Annotated in this window: 20 protein-coding genes; 1 reads left to right on the top strand and 19 read right to left on the bottom strand. The window is 51.7% G+C overall.

Translation table 11 applies throughout. The features are described 5' to 3' along the window. Positions 1-119: 119 nt before the first annotated feature. The 15 genes from DL346_RS01560 to DL346_RS01490 form a co-directional block, all read right to left on the bottom strand. Positions 120-833, bottom strand: coding sequence for a DsbA family protein (locus DL346_RS01560; protein ID WP_112880334.1), 714 nt, complete (start codon positions 831-833; stop codon positions 120-122). A gap of 82 nt (positions 834-915) precedes the next feature. Beyond that, positions 916-2,022, bottom strand: coding sequence for a glycoside hydrolase family 172 protein (locus DL346_RS01555; protein ID WP_112880332.1), 1,107 nt, complete (start codon positions 2,020-2,022; stop codon positions 916-918). Positions 2,023-2,045: 23 nt separating this feature from the next. After that, the gene (locus DL346_RS01550) at positions 2,046-3,092 is read right to left on the bottom strand and encodes an ABC transporter ATP-binding protein (protein WP_206098459.1); all 1,047 of its coding nucleotides are present in this window, start codon (positions 3,090-3,092) and stop codon (positions 2,046-2,048) included. 56 nt (positions 3,093-3,148) lie between these two features. Next, positions 3,149-4,108 (bottom strand): ABC transporter ATP-binding protein, encoded by a 960-nt coding sequence (locus tag DL346_RS01545; RefSeq protein ID WP_112880330.1) that lies wholly within the window; start codon positions 4,106-4,108, stop codon positions 3,149-3,151. A 1-nt stretch (position 4,109) separates the two neighbouring features. Beyond that, positions 4,110-4,934 (bottom strand): ABC transporter permease, encoded by an 825-nt coding sequence (locus DL346_RS01540; protein WP_206098458.1) that lies wholly within the window; start codon positions 4,932-4,934, stop codon positions 4,110-4,112. Positions 4,935-4,958: 24 nt separating this feature from the next. Beyond that, positions 4,959-5,957, bottom strand: a complete 999-nt coding sequence (locus DL346_RS01535) for an ABC transporter permease (RefSeq protein WP_112880328.1) — start codon at positions 5,955-5,957, stop codon at positions 4,959-4,961. Positions 5,958-6,050: 93 nt separating this feature from the next. After that, the gene (locus tag DL346_RS01530; protein WP_240633082.1) at positions 6,051-8,021 is read right to left on the bottom strand and encodes an ABC transporter substrate-binding protein; all 1,971 of its coding nucleotides are present in this window, start codon (positions 8,019-8,021) and stop codon (positions 6,051-6,053) included. Positions 8,022-8,109: 88 nt separating this feature from the next. Next, on the bottom strand, positions 8,110-9,621 hold the full coding sequence (locus DL346_RS01525; RefSeq protein ID WP_112880325.1) for a response regulator: 1,512 nt from the start codon (positions 9,619-9,621) through the stop codon (positions 8,110-8,112). 27 nt (positions 9,622-9,648) lie between these two features. Next, on the bottom strand, positions 9,649-11,367 hold the full coding sequence (locus DL346_RS01520; protein WP_165822327.1) for a sensor histidine kinase: 1,719 nt from the start codon (positions 11,365-11,367) through the stop codon (positions 9,649-9,651). 216 nt (positions 11,368-11,583) lie between these two features. Then, on the bottom strand, positions 11,584-13,095 hold the full coding sequence (locus DL346_RS01515; RefSeq protein WP_112880322.1) for a sulfatase family protein: 1,512 nt from the start codon (positions 13,093-13,095) through the stop codon (positions 11,584-11,586). Between the two features lie 40 nt (positions 13,096-13,135). Further along, on the bottom strand, positions 13,136-14,533 hold the full coding sequence (locus tag DL346_RS01510) for a sulfatase (RefSeq protein ID WP_206098457.1): 1,398 nt from the start codon (positions 14,531-14,533) through the stop codon (positions 13,136-13,138). A gap of 71 nt (positions 14,534-14,604) precedes the next feature. After that, the gene (locus DL346_RS01505; RefSeq protein WP_112880321.1) at positions 14,605-15,531 is read right to left on the bottom strand and encodes a TauD/TfdA dioxygenase family protein; all 927 of its coding nucleotides are present in this window, start codon (positions 15,529-15,531) and stop codon (positions 14,605-14,607) included. 75 nt (positions 15,532-15,606) lie between these two features. Next, positions 15,607-17,172 carry an extracellular solute-binding protein gene (locus DL346_RS01500; protein ID WP_112880319.1) on the bottom strand — a complete coding sequence of 522 codons (1,566 nt, stop codon included), beginning with the start codon at positions 17,170-17,172 and terminating at the stop codon, positions 15,607-15,609. 38 nt (positions 17,173-17,210) lie between these two features. Next, positions 17,211-18,077: a carbohydrate ABC transporter permease gene (locus tag DL346_RS01495; protein ID WP_112880318.1), complete on the bottom strand. Its 867-nt coding sequence runs from the start codon at positions 18,075-18,077 to the stop codon at positions 17,211-17,213. A gap of 15 nt (positions 18,078-18,092) precedes the next feature. Next, positions 18,093-19,067 carry an ABC transporter permease gene (locus tag DL346_RS01490; RefSeq protein ID WP_112880316.1) on the bottom strand — a complete coding sequence of 325 codons (975 nt, stop codon included), beginning with the start codon at positions 19,065-19,067 and terminating at the stop codon, positions 18,093-18,095. A 398-nt stretch (positions 19,068-19,465) separates the two neighbouring features. Here DL346_RS01490 and DL346_RS01485 point away from each other — a divergent pair, with 398 nt between their 5' ends. Further along, positions 19,466-20,857, top strand: coding sequence for a mandelate racemase/muconate lactonizing enzyme family protein (locus DL346_RS01485; RefSeq protein WP_112880314.1), 1,392 nt, complete (start codon positions 19,466-19,468; stop codon positions 20,855-20,857). A gap of 60 nt (positions 20,858-20,917) precedes the next feature. Here DL346_RS01485 and DL346_RS01480 read toward each other — a convergent pair whose 3' ends face one another. From DL346_RS01480 to DL346_RS01465, 4 genes are read right to left on the bottom strand one after another with little or no spacing between them, the layout of a single operon-like run. Further along, entirely contained in the window at positions 20,918-21,880 is a 963-nt protein-coding gene (locus DL346_RS01480) for a mannonate dehydratase (protein ID WP_112880313.1), read from the bottom strand. Positions 21,881-21,921: 41 nt separating this feature from the next. Beyond that, complete coding sequence (locus DL346_RS01475; protein WP_112880311.1) at positions 21,922-23,259, bottom strand: ABC transporter substrate-binding protein; 1,338 nt, start codon at positions 23,257-23,259, stop codon at positions 21,922-21,924. Between the two features lie 36 nt (positions 23,260-23,295). Next, on the bottom strand, positions 23,296-24,126 hold the full coding sequence (locus tag DL346_RS01470) for a carbohydrate ABC transporter permease (protein WP_112880310.1): 831 nt from the start codon (positions 24,124-24,126) through the stop codon (positions 23,296-23,298). Further along, positions 24,123-25,085: a carbohydrate ABC transporter permease gene (locus tag DL346_RS01465; protein ID WP_112880308.1), complete on the bottom strand. Its 963-nt coding sequence runs from the start codon at positions 25,083-25,085 to the stop codon at positions 24,123-24,125. The genes DL346_RS01470 and DL346_RS01465 overlap by 4 nt, the downstream gene beginning before the upstream one ends. Positions 25,086-25,311: the final 226 nt, after the last annotated feature.

The following is a 25,311-nucleotide window of genomic DNA, read 5'->3' as shown; positions in this document are numbered from 1 at the left end:
TTTATCATTAATTTGCTTAATGACCTTTGCAGGGCTGCCGCCTACGACTGCGTTATCAGGATGCGTACATTTTTTCTTTTTCCGTTTTTGGATGCACGTGTTAATTCCTTTCTTCTAAATTATTGCGCCTTTTTCTCAGCCTTGGCAATCTGACTCTTGAGTTTATCATAATCGGCGAATTCCACGAACTTAACCCCGTTGATAAAAAGGGTTGGCGTAGCTGTAATCAGCTTTTCGGCCTTCGCGTTCTGTGCGATCACAACATCGGCATATGCCTCGTTTTCAATATCCTGCTTCAGTTTCTCATAATCTACTTGGAGCTGCGCGTTCTTGGCGAGCTCAACCAGATACTCCGGCGTTGCCCATATTAGCCGTTCATCGCCTTGGTTCTTATAGATCGCATCATAAAACTTCCAAAATTCATTCTTGTTTTGATGATAAATGGATTGGCCCGCCATGGCGGCTGCAAAGGAATCCGGTCCGATAATGGTATTATTCATAAAGTAGAGGGCCACGGTTCCTTTATCAATGTAGTCCTGAACCAGCTGCGGCTTGATTTGCTCGCTGAAGTAGCGGCATGCCGGACACTTAAAGTCACCGAATTCCACGATTTTGACCGGCGCGTCGGCAGAACCAAGCATCGGAAGCTCCCGATAATCGAACTCAACCGGCTCTGGCTTAGGAGCGAATACAACCGCTAATACGATGGCTGCCACCGCGGCGAAGCAGACGGAAAAGAATAGCCATCTCTTTCGATCCTGCTGTTTTTGTCTCTCGATTGCTCTTAGGCGCTTTCTTCCCGGTATACTCGTTTTTTCGATCTTTGCTTCCATGGTTCGTCCGGCCTCGCTTCTTAGGAAAGATAGACAGGCTGCCTTGGCAGCCTGTTTTTACAGTTTAGACTAAAGTGACTGCTTATCTTGGCCAGCGCATCTCGACAGGCTGCAGAGCCGGGAATGCCGCGTGCGGCTCAGCCTGATACCAGTAAGCGACGGAGGACACGTCATCCGTTCTTTCAAACAAGGCACGGCTGTTGTGTCCCATTTGCTGAATCGTCACCTTCAGCTCGTTCTCGAAGCGAATCGGGTCCATTAAATGCCACCGGTACAACCCATGCATCGGAACGCTGTCTTCCCCGAAGATTTCGCTGCGCGTCGTATCCGTCTTCGAATAATAGGGATAGCCAAGGTATGGCGTGTTGTATGGAACTTCAACGATCTTTCCGTCCCGCTTCTCATAGAAGCACCACGCGCCCCCGAAGTAATCTTCTGTCCCCGTGCCGCATAGGGTCGGCCATTCCTCATCGCCATCCATATAAAACTTGATTTCGCCTTCCCCCCACCAGTATCGCTCCAAGGCGGCCCAAGCCAAGTATGTACCGACGTAGTGTCCTTTCCCCTTCACGTTGTCTAGGATGGTGAAATCCTTCGCTGCGGTCGTAATATTTTCTCTTCTCCATTGCGCATGGAAATATCCTGCTTCATCCGGCAATTCATCGACTAAGGTGTAATTAAATTGATAGAAGAAGCCGCCGATCTCCTTCGCATGCTGATTCTCAACCGTAATCTTGGCTTTTTTACGGAACGGCATTGGAAAATAGCAGTTCATGCCTCCGGTCGGATTCACGACAATCGGCAGCGAATTCACGATGCTCCGGGCACCGAATCCGTTGCAGAAGAAATCGCCCAGCGGCACTTCGACCGAAGGTTCCGTCTCATCATCCCAGTACATACGCAAGACCAAGTCCCGCAGCACGAAGTAGCCTTTATCCGTCCGATCCGTAACCGTGATCCAGAAATGCTGAATGACGCCGGGCCCGTCCACTTCCATCAACGTGACGGTCTCTCCCTGCTGAAGCGTAATGCACGGCCTGCCTTTCCTGCCGACGCCCAGATTGCTGGCTTCTTTCCCGCCCGCGCCGACCTCGCCCTTCGGATTCTCGGCGCTAATCGAACGGGTCTTAGCATTGGTCATGATCGGTGCTGTCGATAAACCGAATCCTAATCCTTGGTTATGCAGCATGCTAACGAACCTCCATTTCTTAATTACAAGCTAAGATCGGACTTATTGCTGTTTGAAAGAACCTGAACGCCGATTGCGGCATCGCTTGCGGAGACTTGATAGCCGCTGTGCTTGAAGCAAAGCACTTGATGATCCGCATTCAGCTGAAGCATGCCGGGTTTGGACGAATGGCAGATTTCTTTGGCATAGACGCAACGTCCGGCAAATTTGCAGCCGCCAAGCCCGTACTCTTTGCTCTCGATATCCGGGAGCTTCATGTCTTCATTCCACTTCTTCCCGACCCGCGGAATGGACTCCAGCAGCAGCTCCGTATAAGGATGCGCGGGATGGTTCAAGATTTCTTTGGCCTTGCCGTATTCGATTAAATTCCCTCTGTACATCGTTGCAATATAATCGCTGACATAATAAGCCGTGGATAGGTCATGGGTAATATAAATAAAGTTGACATTATATTCATCCTTCAGCTTCTTGAACAGGTTCACCACGTTCATCCGAAGAGAAGCGTCAATCATGGCAACCGGTTCGTCCGCAACGATGAGCCTCGGCTTAGGAATAAGCGCCCGCGCGATCGAAATCCGCTGCAGCTCCCCGCCGGAAAACTGATTCGGATATTTGCCGGCCACATTGGCAAAATCAAGCCCTACCGACTTCAGAACATCGGTAATGATGCCCGTTGCTTCCTGCTTTGTTGCTGCGATATCCAGGTTGAGCGCCGTTTCATAGAGATAGGTGTCTACCGTCTTGCGGCTGCTGAACGTAGAAAACGGATTTTGAAAGATAGGCTGTACTTTCTTTAGAAACGCCTTCTTGTTTTTCCGTTTGGCGTAAAAGGAAAGCGGCGTGCCGTCAATGACAACCTCGCCGAAGGATGGCTCAAGCAGGCGCAAGATCATCTTCGCGAGCGTTGTCTTTCCGCAGCCGGATTCCCCGACGATGCTCATGATTTGCGGTTTATCCCCCGGCAGGGTCAAATCCATGTGGTCGACTGCCGTAATTTTGGTCCCGAGCAGCATCCCGCCGATCTTAAAATGCCTTGAGAGACGATGGATCTCCAGAATGTTTGCAGCCAAACAAAGACCTCCTTCAAAGCTTTTGCACAGCAGAAACTCGTTTTGTAGAGCACGGCCTAGTTAAGCAAGTGGCAGCTCGCATAATGGCCCTCGCCCACGTTCACCCGATCAGGCTCCACCAAACGGCACAGCTCCGTCGCATGAGGGCATCTCGCGGCAAATCGGCAGCCGGCTGGCGGATTCTTTAAGCTAGGGGGCGTTCCCGGTATGCCTTCCTTCTGGCTGTTATCTCCGATTCTCGGCAGCGCGTTGATCAGCATTTTGGTATACGGATGCTGAGGCTCGTTGAAAATGCGGTCCGTCGGGCCGACTTCTATCATTTGGCCGGCATACATGATGCCCATCCGGTTGGTGATCTGATAATGCACCCCCATGTCGTGAGATACAATGACCATGGAGTTCTTCAATTTTTTCTGCACCTGCGACAGCATGGTGAGGATGCCTCTCTGCACGACGACGTCAAGTGCCGTCGTCGGCTCATCCGCCAGGACGATGCTCGGATGCAGAAACGTCGCGAGCGCGATCAACACCCGCTGCCGCATGCCGCCGCTTAGCTGATGAGGGTAGGCCTTGAGCACATCAGGCGGAAGCTCCAGCTCCCTCAAATACTCCGTTATTTCGTGCTCCAGCGTTTTTTTATTCTTAACGCCATGGAACTTACTGATGGTGTCAAAAAATTGGTTTCTCACTCTCGTCACCGGATTCATGACGTGCATCGCGCCTTGCGGCACGTAAGAAATATCTTTCCACCAGCTCTTATGGATCTCGCCGTTGCGATAGATGACAGGCAGGCCCTTCCTGTCCGTAGCGTGCACTTCCACGGAGCCTGATGCGATTTCAAGCGGATAGTTGATCAAGTCGTACATGACCTTGAGCAGCGTAGACTTTCCGCAGCCGGATTCGCCCGCAATGCCGAAAATCTCATTCTTTCGGACTTCGAAATCAACTTTATCTACCGCTTTTACATAGCCGGTCAAAATGTTGTACTGCGCGCTTACCTGATTTAGCTTCAGCATATTACTTCCCTCTCCTTAACGCAGAATATTGCTGATAGCCCGTCATAACCAGGAATAAGGCAATGAAGATTAAGGCGATGGCAACAACCGGAGAACCGATCCACCACCAGCGCTCGGATAGCATGGCCTGATGCTGATTCGCCCAATAAATCATCGTTCCGAGCGTAGCCTTCTCGTTACTGGACATCCCGATCACGGCCAAGCCGGATTCGGAGCCGATGGCAACGAGGATCGTATTGACAAAGTTGGCTACGGACCAGCCCGCGACAAACGGAAAGATCTCTTTGACGATAATTTTCAGCGTGTTCTGGCCCGAGAAGATCGCGGTACTGATAAAGTCGCGTTCGCTGAGCGACAACGCCATGGAGCGGATCTGCCGCGCCGGCCAAGGCCAGTTAAAGATAATCAGCACAAACGCAATCATGAACAGCGATGCTTTGCCTTGCATCAGACTTCCCAGCAGGATCAGAATCGGCAGCGATGGAATGACGATAAAAGAGTCGGTCAGCACGGTGATCAACCGATCGATAAAGCCGCCTTTAAATCCTGCCCAGAGACCTAAGAGCACGCCGATCAGCGTTGCGAAGAAGGCAACGATAATGCCGATAATAAACGAGTTTTGGATCGACTTTGCCAGCAGCCAGAACGTATCTTGGCCCAGGTTCGTCGTGCCGAAGATATGCTCCTTGCTCGGCTTTAAATTTTTTAAATACGTTCCCCATTCGATCGGATTTCCCTGGTAGAAGAAAGGAACGATGAAGCCGAGGATAATGAAAATGCCTAGCAGAAGCACACCCAGCTTTAAACGAAAATTCCAATGCTTCACGCGCAACTCACCTCCGAAGCACACTTATTTATAACGCACTCTGGGATCAATGAACGGATATAAGAAGTCTACGATAAAGGTAGCCGCCGCCACCGCGATGATGGATAGCGTAATCGTCCCCATGATCAGGTTGTAATCGGCTTGCAGAATGCCGGTATAAATAAGCGTGCCGATGCCCGGATAACCGAACAGGATTTCCGTAATTAACGCCCCGTTAAAAATCGTTCCGATCTGCAGCGCAAGCATCGTGACTTGCGGAAGCGCCGCATTCGGCAGCACGTATTTGGTCATGATTTTTCGTTCGCTCAAGCCCTTCAGTCTGGCAAAATGGACGTAATCCTCTTCGGCGATTCCGGAAGATAACGTCTTCATGCTAATCACCCACCAGCCGGTCCCGACCAGAATCATGGAAAGCGCCGGCAGGATGGAATTATAGACGATGCTTTTGATATGCTCCCATGAAAACCCTTCGCCTTGAAAGGTGGCCGATAGCGGAAAGATCGGATAGATATACGTCAGCAGCATAATTAGGATCAGCGCCAATATGTAGTAAGGAATCGGATAGATCATAATGGAGATGGCTTCCATTGCCTTGGAATAGGATTTATCTTTGAGAAAGCCGGCGAGCAAGCCGACAACATTGCCGATCAGCCATGCAATAATCGTCGAGATCAACAACAATCCCATCGTCCACGGCAGCGCTTTCACGATTAATTCATTGACCGGATTCGGATAACTGGCCAGGGAAGGGCCGAAATCCTGCGTAATGATGACCCGCTTCACAAAGCCCCAATATTGATCCCACATCGAGCCTTCAAGTCCGAAGGATTCATTTAACGTTTCGCGCAATGTAACGATCGCTTCCGGTTCCATGAACGCCTGATTGGCCGTCATCTTGCCGATCATGGCTTCTACCGGATCCGACGGCATGAACCGGGGCACGAAGAATACGGTCGTGATTCCGATAAATACGACGAGTACAAAGGAAAGCACTCTGGATAGCAAAAACTTGTAAAATCCCATAAAGCAGCATCTCCCCGCCTGCGTTAGTCTCCGCTTTGAAAAATACATACCGGACTTGTTCAGCCCGGTATGTAATCGAAGCAGGATTTAGCGTTATCTGCCTGTAGGCTTCAAGTGAGGGGTGTAGAACTTAAACTGCGACCACCACCACCATGGTCCCTCGAACGCATTTTCCGACGTTTGGAACCCATCCCAATAGTACGTATCGACCGGAACGAATTTGGATGTGCCGAACATTGGAATGAACGGCATTCCCTTGACGAATTCTTTATTGATTTCCGTGATGTTCTGAATCACCTTCGGATCATCGCTCGGCAATCCGTCCAGTTCATCGAGCAAGGTGCTCACACGGTCGTTCGCCCAGCGGTTACGGTTACCCGGTGCCTGCTCCCCGATCGGCACGATGTACTGCTTATGCCAACCGGTCATATTTGCCGTCGTATCAGGCAGCAAGCCGCAAGCCGGCCAGTAGGAGCCGATCTCGAACGCGCCCGTCGATTCGCTGTCCCAGAAGGAAGCGCCTTCCATCTGCTGCACATTCACTTCAATGCCTTGCTTTCTCCAGGAATCCGCCACGGCGAACGCCAATCGCATCGACTGGACCTCAAAGTTGGCTGGCGCATTGATCGTCATCGTCCATGGTTTGCCGTTTGGCAGGAGCCATTTGTCTCCGTCTTTCTTAAATCCGTTCTTCTCCAGCAATTTCGCAGCTTCAGCCGGGTCGAATTTCCACCAGCCGACTCCGAAGGTGTCACTGATCGCGCTCTGATCCGTCGGCAAGCCTTCAACGCCCTGCTGCTTCAGCATATCGACAATGCCTGCCGCATAGCTGTCGTCGAACGGTTTGTAACCGTCTTCAAGCGCAAAGTCCTTCAGCCAGCCCAGCATCGGCTTATGGTAATTATCCTGAAGCACCTTGATCGGCGGCAGCTGAATCGGGGATACGCGCAGCATGCCGCCGAAGGTTGCCATCGAAACGTTCTTAATATCCGTCATGAGCGCGAGTGCCCAGCGGACATCCGGATTGTTGTACGGCTCCTTCGCCGTGTTGAAGGACATCCCGCGTTCGCACGGATCATCCATCGTTGCATACGGGAAGTCGTTGTACCAAGCTTTGGCATATTCATTCTTCTGTCTCAGCACATCCCAGCTTTCAGGCGTAATGTCCTGCAGGATGTCCATATCATGCTGAATCATGGCGATAATCCGCTTCTCCTCAGGTCCGAAGAACTTGAACAAAATGTATTTCGGGCCGGGCTCGCCGACAAGCTTGCCGATATCGCTCTTCTGCCAATCTTCGCGCTTCTCCCATAGGAACCAGTTTCCTTGAGGATCGCGATCCTTCAATTTGTACGGACCTACGCCGATCGGATTCGAGAATTTGAATGTCGCGGGATCCTCTTTCTCCCAAATATGCTTCGGCATGACCCTGAACGTATTGCCCCAAATGACGACGCCAAGCTTCTGCGCCAATCTCGTTTCAGGATTGACGGTTTCGACTTCAATCGTGTAATCGTCCGTCGCTTTCATGCTTTTCACCAAATTCGTAAAGTAACCGTTGTAGCCGAGTTCCTTCGTGTCCGCGATCATCTTTGCCGTAAATTCCACGTCATGCGCCGTAAACGGCTGGCCGTCCGACCAGGACAGACCTTCTTGGATTTTAAATTTAAATTTGGTATTGGTTCCGTCCAATGGCTCCGGGAAGGTGGCAGCCAAATCCGGAATCTGCGTACCCTTCTGCGTGTCGATTTCCCATAAGTTCGAGAACATCAGCTGATGCACGCCGGCATCCATCGCAACGGCTCCCGGCACATACGGATTATACCGATCCGGATCAGGGCTGCGGCCGCCCAAGATGTCGACGATCAACGTTTCGCTTCTTGGCGTGCCGACGTCGGTCATCTTGCCGCTTGACTTTGAATCCCCCGTATCTTTGTTACCGTCCGTTTCCGCTGCGGCATTATTCTTGCCCGCGTCCGAAGTAGAGTTGCTCTTGTTATTGTCATTACTACAAGCCGTGATGATCAGCGCCATCATGACAAACAGCACTGTAAGCCTTTTCATAATTCGCAATTAACACTCCTCCTTCTAATGGGATACTCAAATTATAGCGATCAGAAGGAATTAAAAATTTTAATAACCTTGGGTTTCTTTAAGAATCATTGGAGATTAAGAAGGACTGTTGGAATTCCTTCGGACTCATATGCTCTAACCCTTTAAACACGGTACTAAAGTAAGCTGCATCTTGAAATCCTACCATCTCCGCCACTTGATAGACTTTAAGGTCCTTCTGCCTGAGAAACTCCTTGGCGTTTCGAACCCGGATGAGATTGATATACTCGCTGAACGAGACTTGGGTATGCTTTTTAAATTGGGAGCTGAAATACCAGACATTCAAATAAACGGCGTCGGCAACCTCTTTTAACGTCAGGTTTTTCATATAATTCATCTCGATATAACGGATGGCGGACTGTATATATTGCGGAGTGTGATTTTCGTCATTCATGCACATGATGGCGGACATGCAATAGTTTTTGAGCCAGCCTAGCAGCTCCTTAAACGTGCGGATTCCCTTCATTTCCCGCACATAATCGATTTGCCTGCCGAAGAACGGCTCGACCCCGTGTTCCTTAAGCAAATGCTCCAAATAGATTAGCTCGCTCAGCAATCCTCTCTTCAGCCGGACCGGATCAAGCCTGCCGTGGACGCGATGCAGCTGCTGCAGGATCGATTCGATGTACAGCCGCAATTTCTTTGCATCCGCCGACGCATAATATTTTCCGAACTTGTTGCCTGAAAAATAATCGCTGATCGCGAATTGTTCCTGCTGCTTCAATTGTTCATGGTACGATTCGTCATCCATAACGATCGAATACTCGTTAAACTCCAGAAACTCGCAACGTCTCAGACAAGCTTCGTATGCCTGCTCGATCGACCTTGTACCTCCGGTAAACCGATGAACGGCCGCAAATACGGTGCGGTTCTGTTTACGCATCGTCAGCCTGCACTCGTCCAGCAGCTGCTTGAGCATCCCGTGATCGACTGCGCTGCGGGAAAGGACCACGCATCTCCCCTCGTAAATCACCGTGTCCAAGACTCCTTGCTCCATATTCCCTTGCAGCAAATGATAGGCGATATGCTCTTCCATTCTTGCATCCACCGGTTCTTGACCGGAAAAAACAGCCATCTGTAATTCGGTATGTACGCCCCAGCTTTCCGGTAACTCAAGGCTTCCTTGGATCAGCTTCTCCAGCATCCGCTTGTGCGACGTTTTTTCATTCACCTTCTCCTTCTCCGCCGCTTTGCTTCTAATCTTATTTAAGAGGTCGATCACCGTCTGATAGTGGCACGGCTTCAGTAGATAGTCGAATGCGCCGCATCGCATGGCTTCCCGAACATATTCAAATTCCGCATGACCGCTCAAAATGACAATAACCAGGTAAGGATACAGCCTGCTGATCTCGCGTGTAAGCTCGATCCCGTTCATCCCCGGCATCATGACATCCGTAATGACAACATCGGCCATCGTAAACTGCAGCAGATGCAGCGCTTCTTCCGCGCTTTGCGCCGTGCCGACGATTTCGTGCTCCGTGCAATGTTTGGTGAAAATATGCTGCAGCCCTTTGAGAACCGACCTTTCATCATCGACGAGTATGATTTTCAAAGCAGATCTCCCCTTCCCGAATATGAGTTAGGCATGCAATGCTTCATCTTTCCAAAGATCCTCTTGAGGAACGCCCGCATCTGTCCGCAGCTTTAGCGCGATCTTCGTTCCGCGGCCGCTTTCGCTCCTAATGGACAGTCCATAATCCTCGCCGTAAATATAATTAATGCGCTGCCGGACCAACTGAATGCCAAGGCCGCCATGTCTCTTATTCTCGAATGACGCAACCAAAGCCTCGATCTTATCTGCCGGCATGCCTACCCCGTTGTCCTCGACTTCAAGGAACAAGTCATCGCCTTCCGCATAGCCTCGAATGGTAATCATGCCGCCAAGCAGCATTTGCTGAAACGCATACTTTATGGCATTTTCCACCAACGGCTGGATGAGCAGCTTCGGAATCTTAATGTCCGTTATGGCAGGGTCGATATGGAACACATACGCCAGCTTCTCTTCAAATCGCATGCGCTGAATCTTCAAGTAATTTTCCAGCTGCTCCATATCTTCCGCGACGGTGACAAATTCATTTTGATGAGAGATGGAATAGCGCAATAGATTGGACAAGGAAATAATCGCATCGCCGATTTCTTCCTCGTCCTTGACTACCGTCATCCAATAGATCATATCCAGGGTGTTATAGAGAAAATGGGGATTAAGCTTCGACTGCAGATTGATCACTTCGGCTTTCCGATAGGTAAGCTGCTGATAGTATACGGTCTTGATTAAACGGTTGACCCGCTCCGCCATCTGGTTGAAATGCCGGATAATGACGGTGAATTCGTCATTGCCGGCTCGATTTACGATGACGTCCAGCTTGCCTTGCTCAATGCTCTCCATCCCTCTCAAGATCTGCTTAAGCGGTTTCAGAATCATGCGAAGAACGACCAAGGCAAAAAGAAAGATAAAGGCAAAAACGATCAATTCCATGAGCAGCAATATTTTGTTCACCTGATTGACTTGATTTAAGATCTCCTTGTTCGGCACGATCCCGATCAGTTTCCAGCCCTGATAATCCAGCGTGAAGGTAATTTGCGTACCTGAACCTGCCAGCTGCTCTAAACTGGTTTCCTGCCGATTAACAAATTTCCTGTCTGTGGCGAACATGATGGTCTGATCATTGAGAAGGAAAATGCTTCCCTCTTCTCCTAATTGCACATCGTCCAATTGATCATGAAATTTCTCGTTTAAATCGACTCTGAGCAGTCCAAGCAGCTCGTCGCCGTCATAAATAAGCATCATCATTGAAATTTGATGCGACTGCGGCTGCACCGTCCAGATGACATCTTCCGAGCTGCCTGCCCGGTTTGTTGTCATCAGTCGTTCGGTAAGCTCGTCAACTTCGAAGATCGCATCGGAATAAAACAGGTTCATCGGCGGGTAGCCCACCGGGAATATGTAGATGTTCTCGATCATTTCCAAATTGGGGAGCCTTACGATTTGCCGCGCAATCTGGTATTTGGCGATCTGATAGTTGATCGTGTTCCTTTTCAAATCCTTTAAATAATTTTTTAACACTTGATTGTTGCGGATGACGCGAGCGTTGGTATCGATTTGTTTATACTGAAGATCCACTTGCTTCCCGATTTGCCGAACCGTTTCATGCAAATTGGCTTCTGATTGCTTTAGGATGATTGCGCTTATCCAATGCTGGAAAAAGCCCGCCTGAAGAATAACCAAAATGACAGAAATGATAATGAAGACAATAATAATTTTGTACTTGAGTGAGCGAAATTTGATCCATTTCAACATCGGCATCACTCCTAAAGGTAGTTAGGCGGAAGCTTGTCCTATTGATGAATTACCGGAGGGTATGAGGGGTGAGGGTATGGTAATTATAAGGAGATTTTTTACAGAGATCAATAAGGCAAAAGTCGAATTGAATCAAATTTCAGGCTAATTTTTTCCATAACCGCGGCAAAAAAAGACTGCCGATCATTCCGGCAGCCTACGCCTCATTCGAATTGCTTACGCATGAGCGATACGCGGCATAAACAGCGGTTCCTGTTCCAGTCCAGCCCATGCATACTTTAGCAATAGTTTTGATTTTATATCCGCATAATCCGGATCGTTCCATCGGTTGTGTCTTTCCTCTTTGTCGGCTTCGAGGTCGAAAAGCTCTCCGTATTCCTGTTTGTAATAAACCGTCAGCTTATAGCGTTCGTCCACGTACGTCTTCAGATGAATGGTCGTGGGCTCGTGGTGATTTTCGCACAGAATGTGATCGCGCACGGCGGTCTGTCGCCCGTTCCACACCTCGTACTGATCCTTGCCGGACATCGTATACGGTACTCTCAGTCCGGCAAACCGGAGGAAGGTAGGCGCAAAGTCCACCAATGACTGCAGCGAGGCGTTCACCTTTCCCGCAGGAACATGTCCGGGATAACGGACCAGCATCGGAAGGCGGATGAGATCCTCGTAATGGAACGGCCCCTTCGCCGTCAGTCCGTGATGGCCATAGAAATGGCCGTGATCGGACGTGAACACGACCAATGTGTTCTCCGTAAGGCCAAGCTCATCCAGCTTGTCGAGAATGCGTCCGATATATTTATCCATTAGGCTCGTCATCCCGTAGTAGGTCGCAATGTTCCTCCGCAGCTCGGCCTCCTCATGCCTGTGCGAGTGCATGCCGTGTATGCCGAAGCCCGTTTCTTTATAGCCGCTGAAATCCGGGTTCTCTTCCTGCGTCAGCCGGAAATGCGGCGGGTTGGCATCGTGCTCGCGGGCCGCTGCCCGCGGGACCGTCAGCTTGTCGGGATCGTACATCGCATGCCACGGCTCTGGAACCAAGTACGGCGGGTGGGGATCGAAAAAGCTGGACCACAGGAAAAATGGAGTGTCCTCCCGTTTATACTGCTCCAGCAGCGCATTCGTCCGTTCCGCAATCCAGGCGTCATAATGGTATTCCTCCGGGATGTCCCACTTATGGGCGGCTGACTTATCCATCGTGCCGGTCGGACCCACGAAGTAGTCTCTCCAGTTCGAGCAGCCCTTCTCCTCCAGCCAAAGGGCGTAATGCTGGCCGACGTGGGCTTCATTCGCATGGTTCCGGGCCAGCTCCGCGTGACGGAAGCCGTAGTAGGTCTCGTCAAACCCTCTCCAAAAATCCAAATCCTGAAGCACCGGATACGACTCCAGCGAAGAATATTCGGGCGTGGAGGCGAGCGGCTGGAAGTGAGCCTTTCCCACCAAGGCCGTTTCATAACCCGCCTCGAGAAAATCTTCCCCGACCGTCCGCACTTTTTCGGACAGCTTTGTTCCCAAGGTCCATGCCCCATGCTGGCTTGGATAAAGCCCGGTGATCAGGGAGCTGCGGGTCGGCGTGCAGGTCGGATTCGGGCAGTACGCCCTCGTAAAGGCGGTGCCTTCCCGGACCAGACGGTCCAGGTTAGGCGTCGAAATCTCGGGGTTAAACGCCCCTATCGTATTCCAATGCTGTTGATCGCTGGTGATCAACAATAGATTAGGCCTGTTGCCCATATGCTGCGGAACCTCCTATAGAAGGAATGAAATTTGGCGTTCAGCGGCTGAACGCGGGATTGCCCTCTGGAATTTTGGCATCGATCCGATCACGCCATTGGTGAAGTTTCCGACGGAGCCGTTCAACGCGCTCGGGCTGCTGCTGCGCGATATCGTGCTCCTCCGATAGATCCGTTCGCAGGTTGTACAGCTCCAGACGCCCGTCCTCGAAAAATTCGATGAGCTTGTAATCCCCCTCGCGCACCGACGACCCCGGCGTTCCCCCCTGATTGCCGTAATGGGGGTAATGCCAGAACAAGGCGTCCCGGTCGAGATTCTCCTCGCCCTTTAACAGAGGAACAAAACTTACGCCATCCGCATGCTGATCCGGCAGCAGGTCCAGTCCCGCCATATCCAGCAGGGTCGGATAGAAATCGGGGCTGGTCACCGGAACCTCGCTCACGCTGCCCGGCTCCGTAACGCCGGGCCAACGGACGATGAGCGGCTCTCGCACGCCGCCCTCGTACATCCAGCCCTTGCCTTCCTGAAGCGGACTGTTGCAGGTCGGCGACCCTTCGGCCGTTGCGAGGCCGCCGTTATCGGAGGTGAACACAATCACCGTTTCGTCCAGCTGGCCCGTCTCTACCAAAGCGTCTATAAATCGGCCGATATTCCAATCGAGATTATAGATCATCGCGGCGTAGGCGGGATCCGACTGCAGAATCCGCCTTTGCACCCGCAAATGCTTTTTGTGTTCGCACGGGAAGACCTCTCCCTCGACAAACGCTTGCAGCTGGTCCAGACCGAGTGCTTTAGCCTTCTCCGCAAAGCGCTCGACGAGCTCTGAACAAACCTGAATCGGGATATGCACGGCATAGTGCCATAAATTCAAGAAGAAAGGCTTGCTTCCGTCATGCTGCCGGATGAGCTGAATCGCCTCGTCCGTCAGTCTGTCGGTCAAATATTCTCCCTCCGGGCCTTCCTCAAGCGTCTCAATGCCATACGGACTGAAAAAGCCGTTCAACGGCATCCCCCAGCTGCAGCCGCCGATATTGACGTCGAAGCCGTGGTTGTCCGGGTAATGCTCACGGCCGCCGAGATGCCATTTGCCCACGTGCCATGTCCTGTAGCCGTGTTCTTTTAATGCGGTGGCTACGCTTTTCTCCTGAAGGGGAAGCTGCCTAATGTACGGCGCATCGATCAGTTTCCCCGCCGTTTGGCCGCCGATCCAGTTCGTCATGCCGACATGCGCCGGATATTTTCCGCTCATGATGCTTGCCCGGGTGGGCGAGCAAACCGGCGCAGCTGCATAGGCGTCCGTAAAACGCATCCCCTCGGCAGCCAGGCGGTCCAGATTCGGCGTTTCGTAGTAGGTGCTGCCGTAACACCCCAAGTCCTTCCAGCCCATATCGTCGATTAAGATAAAAATCAGATTCGGGTTTTTCCGCGGATGACTCACCTGTTCATCTCCTCCGTTCGTTCCGAAATGATGGAAGAAAGCCCGCGTCGCTCGCGGGCTTCTTCTCAAGCTTAATAAGGGCGGTCGCCTACGATGGCCACACGTTCCGCGACGCGGCGATCTGGATAATAGTCCGAATTCGCGTAATGCTGCGTCGCGCGATTGTCCCAGAAGGCGATGGAGTTCGCTTCCCAGCGGAAGCGGACTTGAAACTCGGGCAGCTGCGAGTGGCGGAACAGATACGAGAGAAGCTCTTCGCTTTCCTCTTGCTCCAGGCCGACGATGCGTACCGTAAAGTTCGGATTGACGTACAGCGTTTTCCGCCCCGTTTCAGGATGGGTGCGCACAACCGGATGCTCGGCCGCCGGGAACTCCCGTTGGCGAATCTCCAGCTCCTCGGGAGAAAGCCGCACGCCGAAGACATGGGTAAAATCATGAATCGCCGTGAGTCCGTCGATGCGCTCCTTGATCTCGTCCGGCAGGTTGTCATAGGCGGCAGCCTGGTCCGACCATAACGTGTCTCCGCCCAAAGCCGGTACTTCGGTCGCGCGAAGGATGGCTCCGAGCGCAGGCGTCAGCCGCCAGCTGACGTCCGAGTGCCAGTTGTTTTCGTGTCCGCCTTTTTTGTCATCCTTGGCGAAGCGGACTACCTCATCGGATTTACCTTGCGGCAGGAAAGGATGGGTTTCCAGCTCGCCCCAGAGACGGGCGAACGCCTGCTGCTGATCGCTCGTAATGTTCTGGTTGCGGAAGAAGATCACCTTCCACTCCAGCAGCGCGCGGTTCAGCTCCTTTTGGAGCTCCGGCGTTACGGGATTGCGCAGATCGAGGCCTTCGATTTCGGCGCCGATCAGAGGGCCGTAAGGCTTTACGCGGAACAACGTGTACGGCTGCTCTTCCGCTCCTTCCGGAAGCCGGCGGATGATGCGGGGGCCTCCCTTAATACCGCGGTCCGGAATTTGACGGGGACGTTCATCGGATGCAATTGTTTTTGCCATAGAGCATTCTCCTCACTATTCGATATTCGATATTTGAAATAAGAGTCCTCTTCGAAATCAATAACCGCGCGGTGGTTATTTGCCTGCGCCTTGGTTCTTGTATTCTTCGTTCGCCTGCTTCAGGATTTCATCGCCCCCAGCTTGGCGCCATTGTTCCCCGAGCTCTGCGATCCCCTGATCAACGTCAAGCTTGCCGTTCAACAGGTTTACGAAATATTGGTTATACACTTCATTGACCGCTTTCCCATATTCAATCTCCGCTTCCGTCTTGCGGGTAATGAGATTCGGCACAAAGTATTTCGATGCGACTTTGACCGAGTCGAGGGCGCGTTCGATGTTCGGCTCCGTCTGCGGTAAGTAGTTCTGGTCGATGGGCCAGGTTACGTTCCCCCACGCAAGCGGGTGACTCCAACCGTTCGCGGCAAATCCGTCTTTCTCGCGTTCCGCCTCATTGTAAGTAATGGTATCGCCTTGTTTCGTGTAGTGAACGCCTTCAATGCCGAGCTGCAGTAGATCGCGGCCTTCCTTGGATAGCATGAATTCGATGAACTGGGCCGCCTTTTCGGGGTTCTTGGCCTTATTGGTGACGGCCGTGAACAAAGCGTTTTTCGAACGGACAGCCATCCCTTGTTTGCCGTCCGGTCCTGCCGGCGGCGGCGCGTAACCGAGCACGCCGTCGGGATTAACCTGCTTCAGGCTGCCTTCGACGCGGCTCACGTGGCGGAACAATGGACCGTCCATAATGCCCGCCTTGCCTTGGAAAAACTTTTGTTCCTTTGCAGGCCGGTCATACACGATAAATTCGGGATCGATCAATTTCTCGTCGTACCATTTTCGAAGTTCCTCGATACCAGCCTTGAAGGCCGGATGCTCAAACCGCGGGATTACTTCTCCATTATCGTTCAGGACATAATCCGAGTTAGGAAGGCCGTACGCATAGAGTACGAAATCAAATGCGGTGAGGGCTTCGCCTGCAACCGGTTTGTTCGTGACAAAGCCGAAGGTGTCGGCCTTGCCGTTGCCGTCCGGGTCCTTCTCCACGATCGCTTTCAGCGTGCCGTGAAACTCCTCCAGTGTTTTCGGATGCTCCAAGCCCAGCTTATCCAGCCAGTCCTGGCGGAATTGAACGGTGTAATTCGACTTTTCCGCGCCGCTTACGAATGGATACCCGTAATATTTCCCGTCCACGGCCGTCCACTGCAGGCCGTTATCGAGCTTGGCTTTAATGGTAGGGAGTTTGTCGAAGTAATCGTTCAGCGGAACCAGGATGCCTTCCCGAATCCACTGGGATACGGAAGAGGAAGGATACTGCGTTGTCACGACGTCGGGGAGATCGCCGCTTGCAATCGCCACGTTAATCTTGTCATAGGAGAATTCCGGCGCGATCTTGACCGTCAGCTTGATGTTCAGCCGCTTATTAATCTCGGCGACAATCCGATCGTTCGGCACCAGCGGCTTCGCCCCCTGGTCGCCTGTTGTCAAATACACCAGCTCGTAGGGCTCTTCGGAGCCGGAGCCGGAGCCGTTCGTGCTCGCTTCGGTTGAATCCGGCTTATTCGAGCAGCCTGACGTAATGATCAAGGCAACTGCCGCAGCGCCGACCACCCATTTTTTTAGTTTTGACCTTTTCCTATGCACCATTTCTCTTCCTCCTATTTGATATTTTTATAGTAAAGGAATTATTCCTTGACCCCGCCTACCAACACGCCATTGATGAAATACTTCTGAAAAAAAGGATACATGAGCATGACGGGTATGGAAGCCGCCATGACCGTCGCCATTTTGATAGACGGCCCTAGCAGAAATAGACTGTCGCCGCCTCCCGAGTACGAGGATTCGTTCTCGAACAGCATGCTTCGCAAGAACAGCTGCAAGGGCCAAAGCTCCTTGTCGCTAATGAAAAAGATAGCATTGAAAAAATCGTTCCACCGGGTAACGGCATAGAAAAGCGTAATGGTGGAGATGGCCGGCATCGATAGCGGGATCACGATCTTGTACAGGATCCCCATGTCATTGCAGCCGTCGATTCGGGCCGCTTCGACCAAGCCGTCCGGCAGCGATGTGAAGAAATTCCGCATAATGATCAGGTTATACGTGTTGAGAGCGCTCGGAATGATCAAAGCCCACACCGAGTTCATCATGCCGAGGCTTTTCACGATGAGATAGGTCGGAATGATGCCGCCGCTGAACAACATCGTAAACACGAAGAGAAACATGATTACGCGATTCCCCTTCAGTCCGGGCCTGGAAAGCGCATAGGCCGCCATGATCGTAAGGATCATATTTAGCGCCGTGCCCACAATCGTGACGAACAGCGTCACGCCGTAAGATTTCCACAGCTCGCTCATCGAGAACAGGTACGTATAAGCCTCGAATGTAATCTGCTTGGGGAATAGATGAATGCTCGAGCTGAGGTACTCCTCCAGCGGAATCACGGATACGACGAGCGTATCCCAGAACGGATACAGCGTTACGATGGCTACGATCGCCAGGCATACAATATTGAACGAGTCGAATAGTTTTCCTGCCCTGCTGGTGTAATGCATAGTCTCCCCTCCATATCAGTAAACGCCTTGCTCTCCCATCCTTCTGGAAAGCCAATTGGCTAGAACGAGCAGAGCAAAATTAATCAAGGATTTAAACAACCCTACCGCCGCCGCAAGGCTGAATCTTCCCTCCGCCAAGCCAATCCGGTACACATACGTGTCGATAATATCCGAAACGCGGTAGACGCCGGGATGATAGAGCACGAAGATTTGCTCGAAGCCGGCTTCCATAATGCCGCCAAGCCGAAGAATGAGAATGAGTACGATCGTGCTCCTGATCAGCGGAATCGTAAGATGCAGAAGCCGCTGAAAGCGGTTTGCCCCGTCGATGACAGCCGCTTCGTAAAGATGGGGGCTAATCCCGGCCAAGGCCGCCATGTAGATAATCGTGTTCCAGCCGAACTCCTTCCAGATCATCGAGAAGACAAGCATGCTGCGGAAATAGGATTCATCGCTCAAAAATCCGATAGGCGTCCCCCCGAACAGCTTAATGACGTTGTTCACCACGCCGCTGTCCGTGGAGAGCAAATTGATTAGGATACCTCCCAAAATGACCCAGGATATAAAATGCGGCAGATAGATCACGGTCTGTACCGTTTGCTTGAACAGCCTCACCCTAACCTCGTTCAGCAGCAGCGCAGCTATAATCGGGGCCGGAAATCCAAAGACAAGCCGGTACAGCGAGATGACGACGGTGTTTTCGATAACCTGCCAAAATTTATCCTGCGAGAATAAGTACTCGAAATGCTTAAAGCCTGCCCATTCACTGCCCAGGATCCCTTTCGTAATGCTGAAATCCTTGAAGGCCACGACCGCACCGTACATCGGGATGTAGTGGAAAATCAGGTAGTAAAGCAGCGCCGGCACCAGCATTAGATACAGATACCGGTTGAACCAGATGTAGCGCAACAGCCTTGCTTGTTTGCGAACGGGCTTTGGAGTCAGAACGCTGACCTCCTTAACTGCAGCCTCGCTGTCGATGTATGCCATTTTGAATTCTCCCTTCCTAGAAAATAAAGAAGACACAACATTTAGGTACATGTTGTGTCTCCGGTTAACCGGTCGACGCCTTAATCATCTACAAGCCGTAGTTGTAACCTCTAGTCACCAAGTCGGTTTCCAACAAAAATGGAGACGCAGTACCCTTGTGGGCTCTGGTCTCCGGCTGTCCGGTAGATAATTTATTATTCCGATGAGTTTACTTTGTTATCATGTGAATCATATTACCATGCGGGTAATTAGCCGTCAACCATCTTTTTTAGTCGGAACCGGCATCTTTTTCTCCAAAGAAATCAAACAAAATCATAACTTTACGGTATCGCAGCCGACCAAGGCCATTCACTAAGATTAAGTAGCATGGCAACTTCTATTAAATCGGGGTGAATGAGATGACAAGTAAGCCTACCGCCTATGAAGAAACACTTGCTCACGTAAATACGCATTCCAGTCCATCGGAGCTTCGCATCACCGATATCCGTTTCACTGACATTGTCGGCGGTCCGTTCCACAGCAGCTTGATTAAAGTTTATACGAACCAAGGTCTCGTTGGATTTGGAGAAGTACGGGACGGAGCGGACAAGGTCTACGCAGAGATCCTGAAAGGCAGACTGCTGGGAGAGAACCCCTGTAATATCGACAAGCTGTTCCGCCGGATCAAGCAGTTCGGCGGCCATGCCCGTCAAGGCGGCGGCGTAAGCGGACTTGAAATCGCGCTTTGGGACTTGGCTGGCAAAGCGTACGGCGTGCCGATCTATCAAATGCTGGGCGGCAAGTTCCGCGACAAAATCCGGATGTACTGCGATACGGACGTCAGCGGCAAAAATACGGGTACGGCGATGGGAGTCGCATTGAAGAAACGAATGGACGACGGATTTACGTTTCTGAAAATGGACCTGGGCATCGGACAGCTGATCGATCAGCCCGGAACGTTGAGCGCTCCTCTCGGCTTCCTTGAGGAAATGTCGGAAAGATCGAAAAGACGCTACCGCCAAAACGCCGCTGGTCTGACGGAAGATCAAATTCGCGAAAACCGTAACCGCCATTACGATATTTACAATATCGCGCATCCGTTCACGGGCATTCATGTGACGGAAAAAGGGCTGGACGTCCTGGAGCAATATGTGGCGGATGTACGAGCGGTAATCGGCTATGAAGTGCCGCTTGCGATCGACCATTTCGGCCATATCGGCCTGGAGGATTGCATTAAGCTGGGCCGCCGGGTAGAGAAATTCAATCTGGCCTGGATGGAAGATATGATCCCTTGGCAGTATACGGAGCAGTATGCGAAATTGGCGCGCGCGGTTACGACGCCGATCTGCACCGGCGAGGATATTTATTTGAAGGAGAATTTCAAGCCGCTTCTCGAAGCCGGCGGCGTTTCCGTCATCCATCCCGATGTCCTGACAACGGGCGGAATTTTGGAAACCAAGAAGATCGGCGATATGGCACAGGATTACGGAGTGGCCATGGCCATTCATATGGCGGAAAGTCCGATCGCTTGCCTGGCAGCCGCACATGTCGCCGCAGCCACCGAGAATTTCCTCGCGCTGGAGTATCATTCCTGCGAAGTGGAGTGGTGGGATGATATCATTATCAGCAGCAAGCTGCCGAAGAAGCTGGTGCGGAACGGATTTATGACCATCACGGATGCGCCGGGGCTTGGCATAGACGATTTGAATGATGAGGTGCTTGCACAGCATCTGCATCCCGAGATTCCGGGCCTGTGGGAATCGACGGATCAGTGGAATAAGTACCATTCCAGTGACAGGCTCTGGAGCTGAAGCATATAACAAAAGGCATTCCGCACGTCATTCAACATGACGCGCGGAATGCCTTTTTCGTTACCCTGCCGAAGCGGCTTCCATTAAACCATTGATATAACCGATTCCATACAGTCTGCCGAGCAGCTCATAGCCCGGATTCTCGTTCGTTTCACCGGCCATCGTCGGCACATGGTCCGGTCTTGCCGGTCCGGAGAATCCGACTTGATAGTAGGTTTTCATCGCTTCGAGCATATTGGTTTTGCCGTCATCATGGAAGGTTTCTTCGAATTTCTCCTGGTTTCCGCGCACATCGCGGAAATGGACGAAGAACAGCTTATCCTGATCGGCAAAACGACGGATCACGCTCGGGATGTCCTCACCCGCGGTAGCCATCGTCCCTTGGCACAGCGTGATGCCATTGTAAGGGCTCGGCACTAAATCAATCGCGCGCTGCAGCGCATCCGCGCTGCGAAGAATACGCGATACGCCGCGAATCGGCGTAATCGGCGGATCATCCGGATGAAGCGCCAGCTTGACTTTGGCTTCCTCCGCAACCGGAACGATCCGTTCCATGAAATAGTGAAGATTCTCCCAAAGCTGCTCTTCCGTCACAATACCCGCTTCCGTAAGCGGAGCATCCTTCATCAGGCTGTGGTCATAGCTGGAGACCAACGCTCCTCCTCGCGTTCTCGTCGTCGTGGACGTGCGGAACCAGTTAAACTGCGCCATGAAATTGTAGCAGAGCACCGGGATGCCGGCTACCCCCATGTTGAGGATGAACTTCTGGAAATTTTCGATTTCCTCGTCGCGTCCCGGCGTACCGAGCTTGATATGATTGCTCGGAGGCATCGATTCGATGACTAACAGCGTCAGGCCGTGATCCGCATAGCGCTGCTTCATCCGAATAAGCGGCATTAAATCCCAAGGCTTTTCGGTCTTCTCTTCCCATGGAAGGCCTCCGACGGCATAATTGACGTTCATCTGCTTCGCAAGCTCCCACAGCTGAGAGGGCTGCGAAGAGAAAAATTCGGCGAGCTTCATAAGCGGTGTCTCCTCTCTAAAGCTTTCTATTATAGAGTCTGTTAAGATCCGGCTTTTGCCGCCAAATCCATGCCCATTTTGTTGATTTTCTCATAGGCATCTTCAATGGACTGCTGTCCGTAAGTGACAGCCTCCATTTCTTTCTTGTACGTGTCGACCCACTCCGTAAATCCTGCCGCAGCCGAGTAGAATGGCAGCGCCTTCTCAACGGAAAGGTCATAGATTTCTTTACCCAGCTTGTCCTTAGGCTCAAGCGTAGGTTCAAGCTCTTTGTAAATCTCCGGGTTAATCGGGATACCGCGCGTCAGACCCAGAGCCTTGCCGGCTTCTTTGTCCGAAATGAACCATTGCACGAACTTTTTGGCTTCATCCTTATGCTTGGAATTCGCGCTGACGCTCAGGAAGATCGTTGATTGCGCCCAGCCGCCTCCGGACGGACCGATCGGCATGTTGACGACGCCTACTTTGCCCGGCATCAGCTGCTCCAGCGCGCTTACCGAACCGGTTGTCGCGCCGCGCGTCAAAAGCACGCCGGATGCCATCGGATCCGCCTGCGGGTCGTTCTCGAGGAATGCGGCCGCTTGTTCTGCCGGCGGTACGATTTTCGCTTTACGGAACTCTTCGTACGTCTTGTAGTAGGTCATAAATAAATCTTTATCAAGCGTAAACTTCTTGCCCTCTTCGGCCATGACCGGATCCTTGCCCATGGAGGTCTGATAGAAATTGAACGAATCCCATCCGATCGAATCCCCAATCGGATATTTGCCTTCCGGCAGCTTGGCGTGGGCATCCCTCGCCCATTGGAAAAACTCGTCATAGGTCCAGTTCTGCTTCGGCAGCGCAATGCCGTACTTCTCAAGCTCCTCTTTGTTGTATGCGATGCCCTGCGCGTTCTGGCTGAGAGGGATCCCGTATAATTTACCGTCAATTTTCAAGTTTTCAATCACCTTCGGATCCACGATGCCGCTTAAATCAATATCGGACAGATCCTCCAGCTGCCCTCTTGATACATACTCCGTAATAAACGCGGCATCCATTTGCAGGACATCCGTAATCGATTTTGACGCCGCAAGCGTCGGGAGCTTCTGCCAGTATGCGTCCCAAGCCATGAATTCCGGCTTGAACGTCACGTTGGCGTTCTGCTTGGTATAGATCGACAGCGCGTTCTTCGTTGCTTCATGACGCGCGTCCGGCCCCCACCACATGATGCTTAGCGTAGTCGCCTCCGTCTTCGCAGGCTCATTGTTGGCCCCGGCCTCGTTACCGGCGGCGTTATTGCCGCTAGTATTGCTGTTTCCTCCTCCGCTGCTGCATGCAGTCATCCCTAGCGTTAGTGCCAAGCTCAATAACAGTAAACTAGCTGATCCTCTTTTTCTCATACGTCGAATCTCCTCTCGAATTTGCAAGTGATGGGGCTAACCTTTCAATCCGGTTGTAGCAATCCCTTCCACGAAATACTTCTGGGCAAATAAGAAGATGATGACAGAAGGCATGATCGACACGAAGGACATCGCGAGCAGCTGCCCCCATTGGATATCAAACTGGTCGATAAACATGCGAAGCGCCAGACCCACGGTAAACTTGTCTATGGAGCTGATGTACAGAACCTGGGCAAAGAAATCATCCCAACTCCAGATGAAGGTGAAGATGGCTACCGTTACTAGCGCAGGCTTGATCAGAGGCAAAATAATGCGAAAGAAAATGCCGTACACCGAGCTGCCGTCAATTTTGGCCGCTTCATCCAAATCTCGCGGAATGCCGCGAATAAATTGAACGAGCAGGAAGATGAAGAAGGCTCCTCCGCCGAAGAAGTGCGGCAGCACCAGCGGTATGTAGCTATCCACCCAGCCGAGCTTATTGAAAAGAATGTATTGCGGCACCACGGTAACCTGGCCCGGCAGCATCATGGTCAGCAATAGAATCGAGAACCAGAAGCCGCGGAGCTTGAATTGAAGCCGCCCGAAGCCGTAGGCCACGATAGCAGCGGTCAGCACGCCCCCCGTTACGTTGCCAAGTTCCATAAGCAGCGTGTTGCCGAAGAAGTGGGCGAAGCTGTAGTCTGCGGAGAAATTCCAGCCATTGCTGTAATTCTCCCACATCGGAATGGATGGCCAAATCGTGGGCAGTCTCAGCTCTTCCGTTTTCTTCAAGGAAGCGCCGATCCACCAGATGACCGGATAGAGCATCAAGAGCGAGAAGACGGATAGAAACAAATGATTGGAGATTTTGTACCGTATCGTCATCATTTGGCCCTCCCCCCGTCAGACTCGTAGAATACCCAATAGCGTGAGGCTAAGAAATTAAGCGCGGTCAGTACGGCGACGATGACCAGCAGAATCCAAGCCAGTGCGGAAGCGTAACCCATTTGGTAGTGCTTAAAGGCCTTTTCATACAGGAACAGCGCATACACGTAAGTGGAATTGATTGGGCCCCCTTTGGTGATGATGAAGGCCGAGGTAAAGGTCTGAAAGGATCCGATGACGCCCAGCACGAGGTTAAAAAACATAACCGGCGAAAGCATCGGCAATGTAATGCTCACGAATTTACGGAATCGGCCCGCGCCGTCTACCGAGGCGGACTCATACAGCTCTTGAGGGATTTGCTTGAGCCCGGCCAAGAAAATGACCATTGTCGAACCGAATTGCCACGTGTTGAGGAGAATGAGCGTTCCAAGCGCGGTGTCCGGATTCGTGATCCAGCCTACGCCTTGAATGCCGAACCACGACAACACTTGGTTGACGTAGCCTTCCAAACCGAACATGTTGCGCCAAAGCGCGGCTACCGCGATGCTTCCGCCGATTAAGGAAGGAAAGTAGATCGCCGTCCGGTAAACATTCATCCCCCTGATGTTCTTGCTTAGCGCCATCGCGACGAGCAGCGAGAAGAACAGCTTCAGCGGAACCGAGATCAGAACGAAGATGAACGTTACGCTTAACGATTTGGTAAAGGTATCGTCATTTCTGAAAATGTTGGCGTAATTGTCCGTTCCGGTCCAAACGGGAGCTTCCAGCAGCGAATACTCCGTAAAGGATAAATAGAAGGATTGCGCGATCGGCCATAGCGTAAGCAGTAAAAATCCGATCAACCACGGGGCAATAAAGATATACCCGGCCAAATTGGTCTCTTCCTTGTTTTTGCGCTTGCGCAAGGAAGTTCTTGCGGCCTTGGTATGGGGTGCTTGGGTTAACGTTTCAGCAGTACCCATGGATCTCCTCCTCTTGACCGTATGTAATGTAACTGTAATTTGCAGCTAGTCATTACTCTAATAGAAAACGGTTACATCAGTGAAGGTGACGATTTTACGAAATTGTTTGATTATTTAAAACGATTTGGTTATAGGTGGAATTATTATGCGTTCTCGATGAAATGCCTTAAAAATCTCGCATCGACAACTTCCGGAATGTCCTTAACAATAGACTTAAGAAGATGGA

The organism is Paenibacillus montanisoli (assembly GCF_003268025.1).
GTDB lineage: Bacteria > Bacillota > Bacilli > Paenibacillales > Paenibacillaceae > Paenibacillus_Z > Paenibacillus_Z montanisoli.
This window is presented reverse-complemented; position numbering and strand designations above follow the sequence as displayed.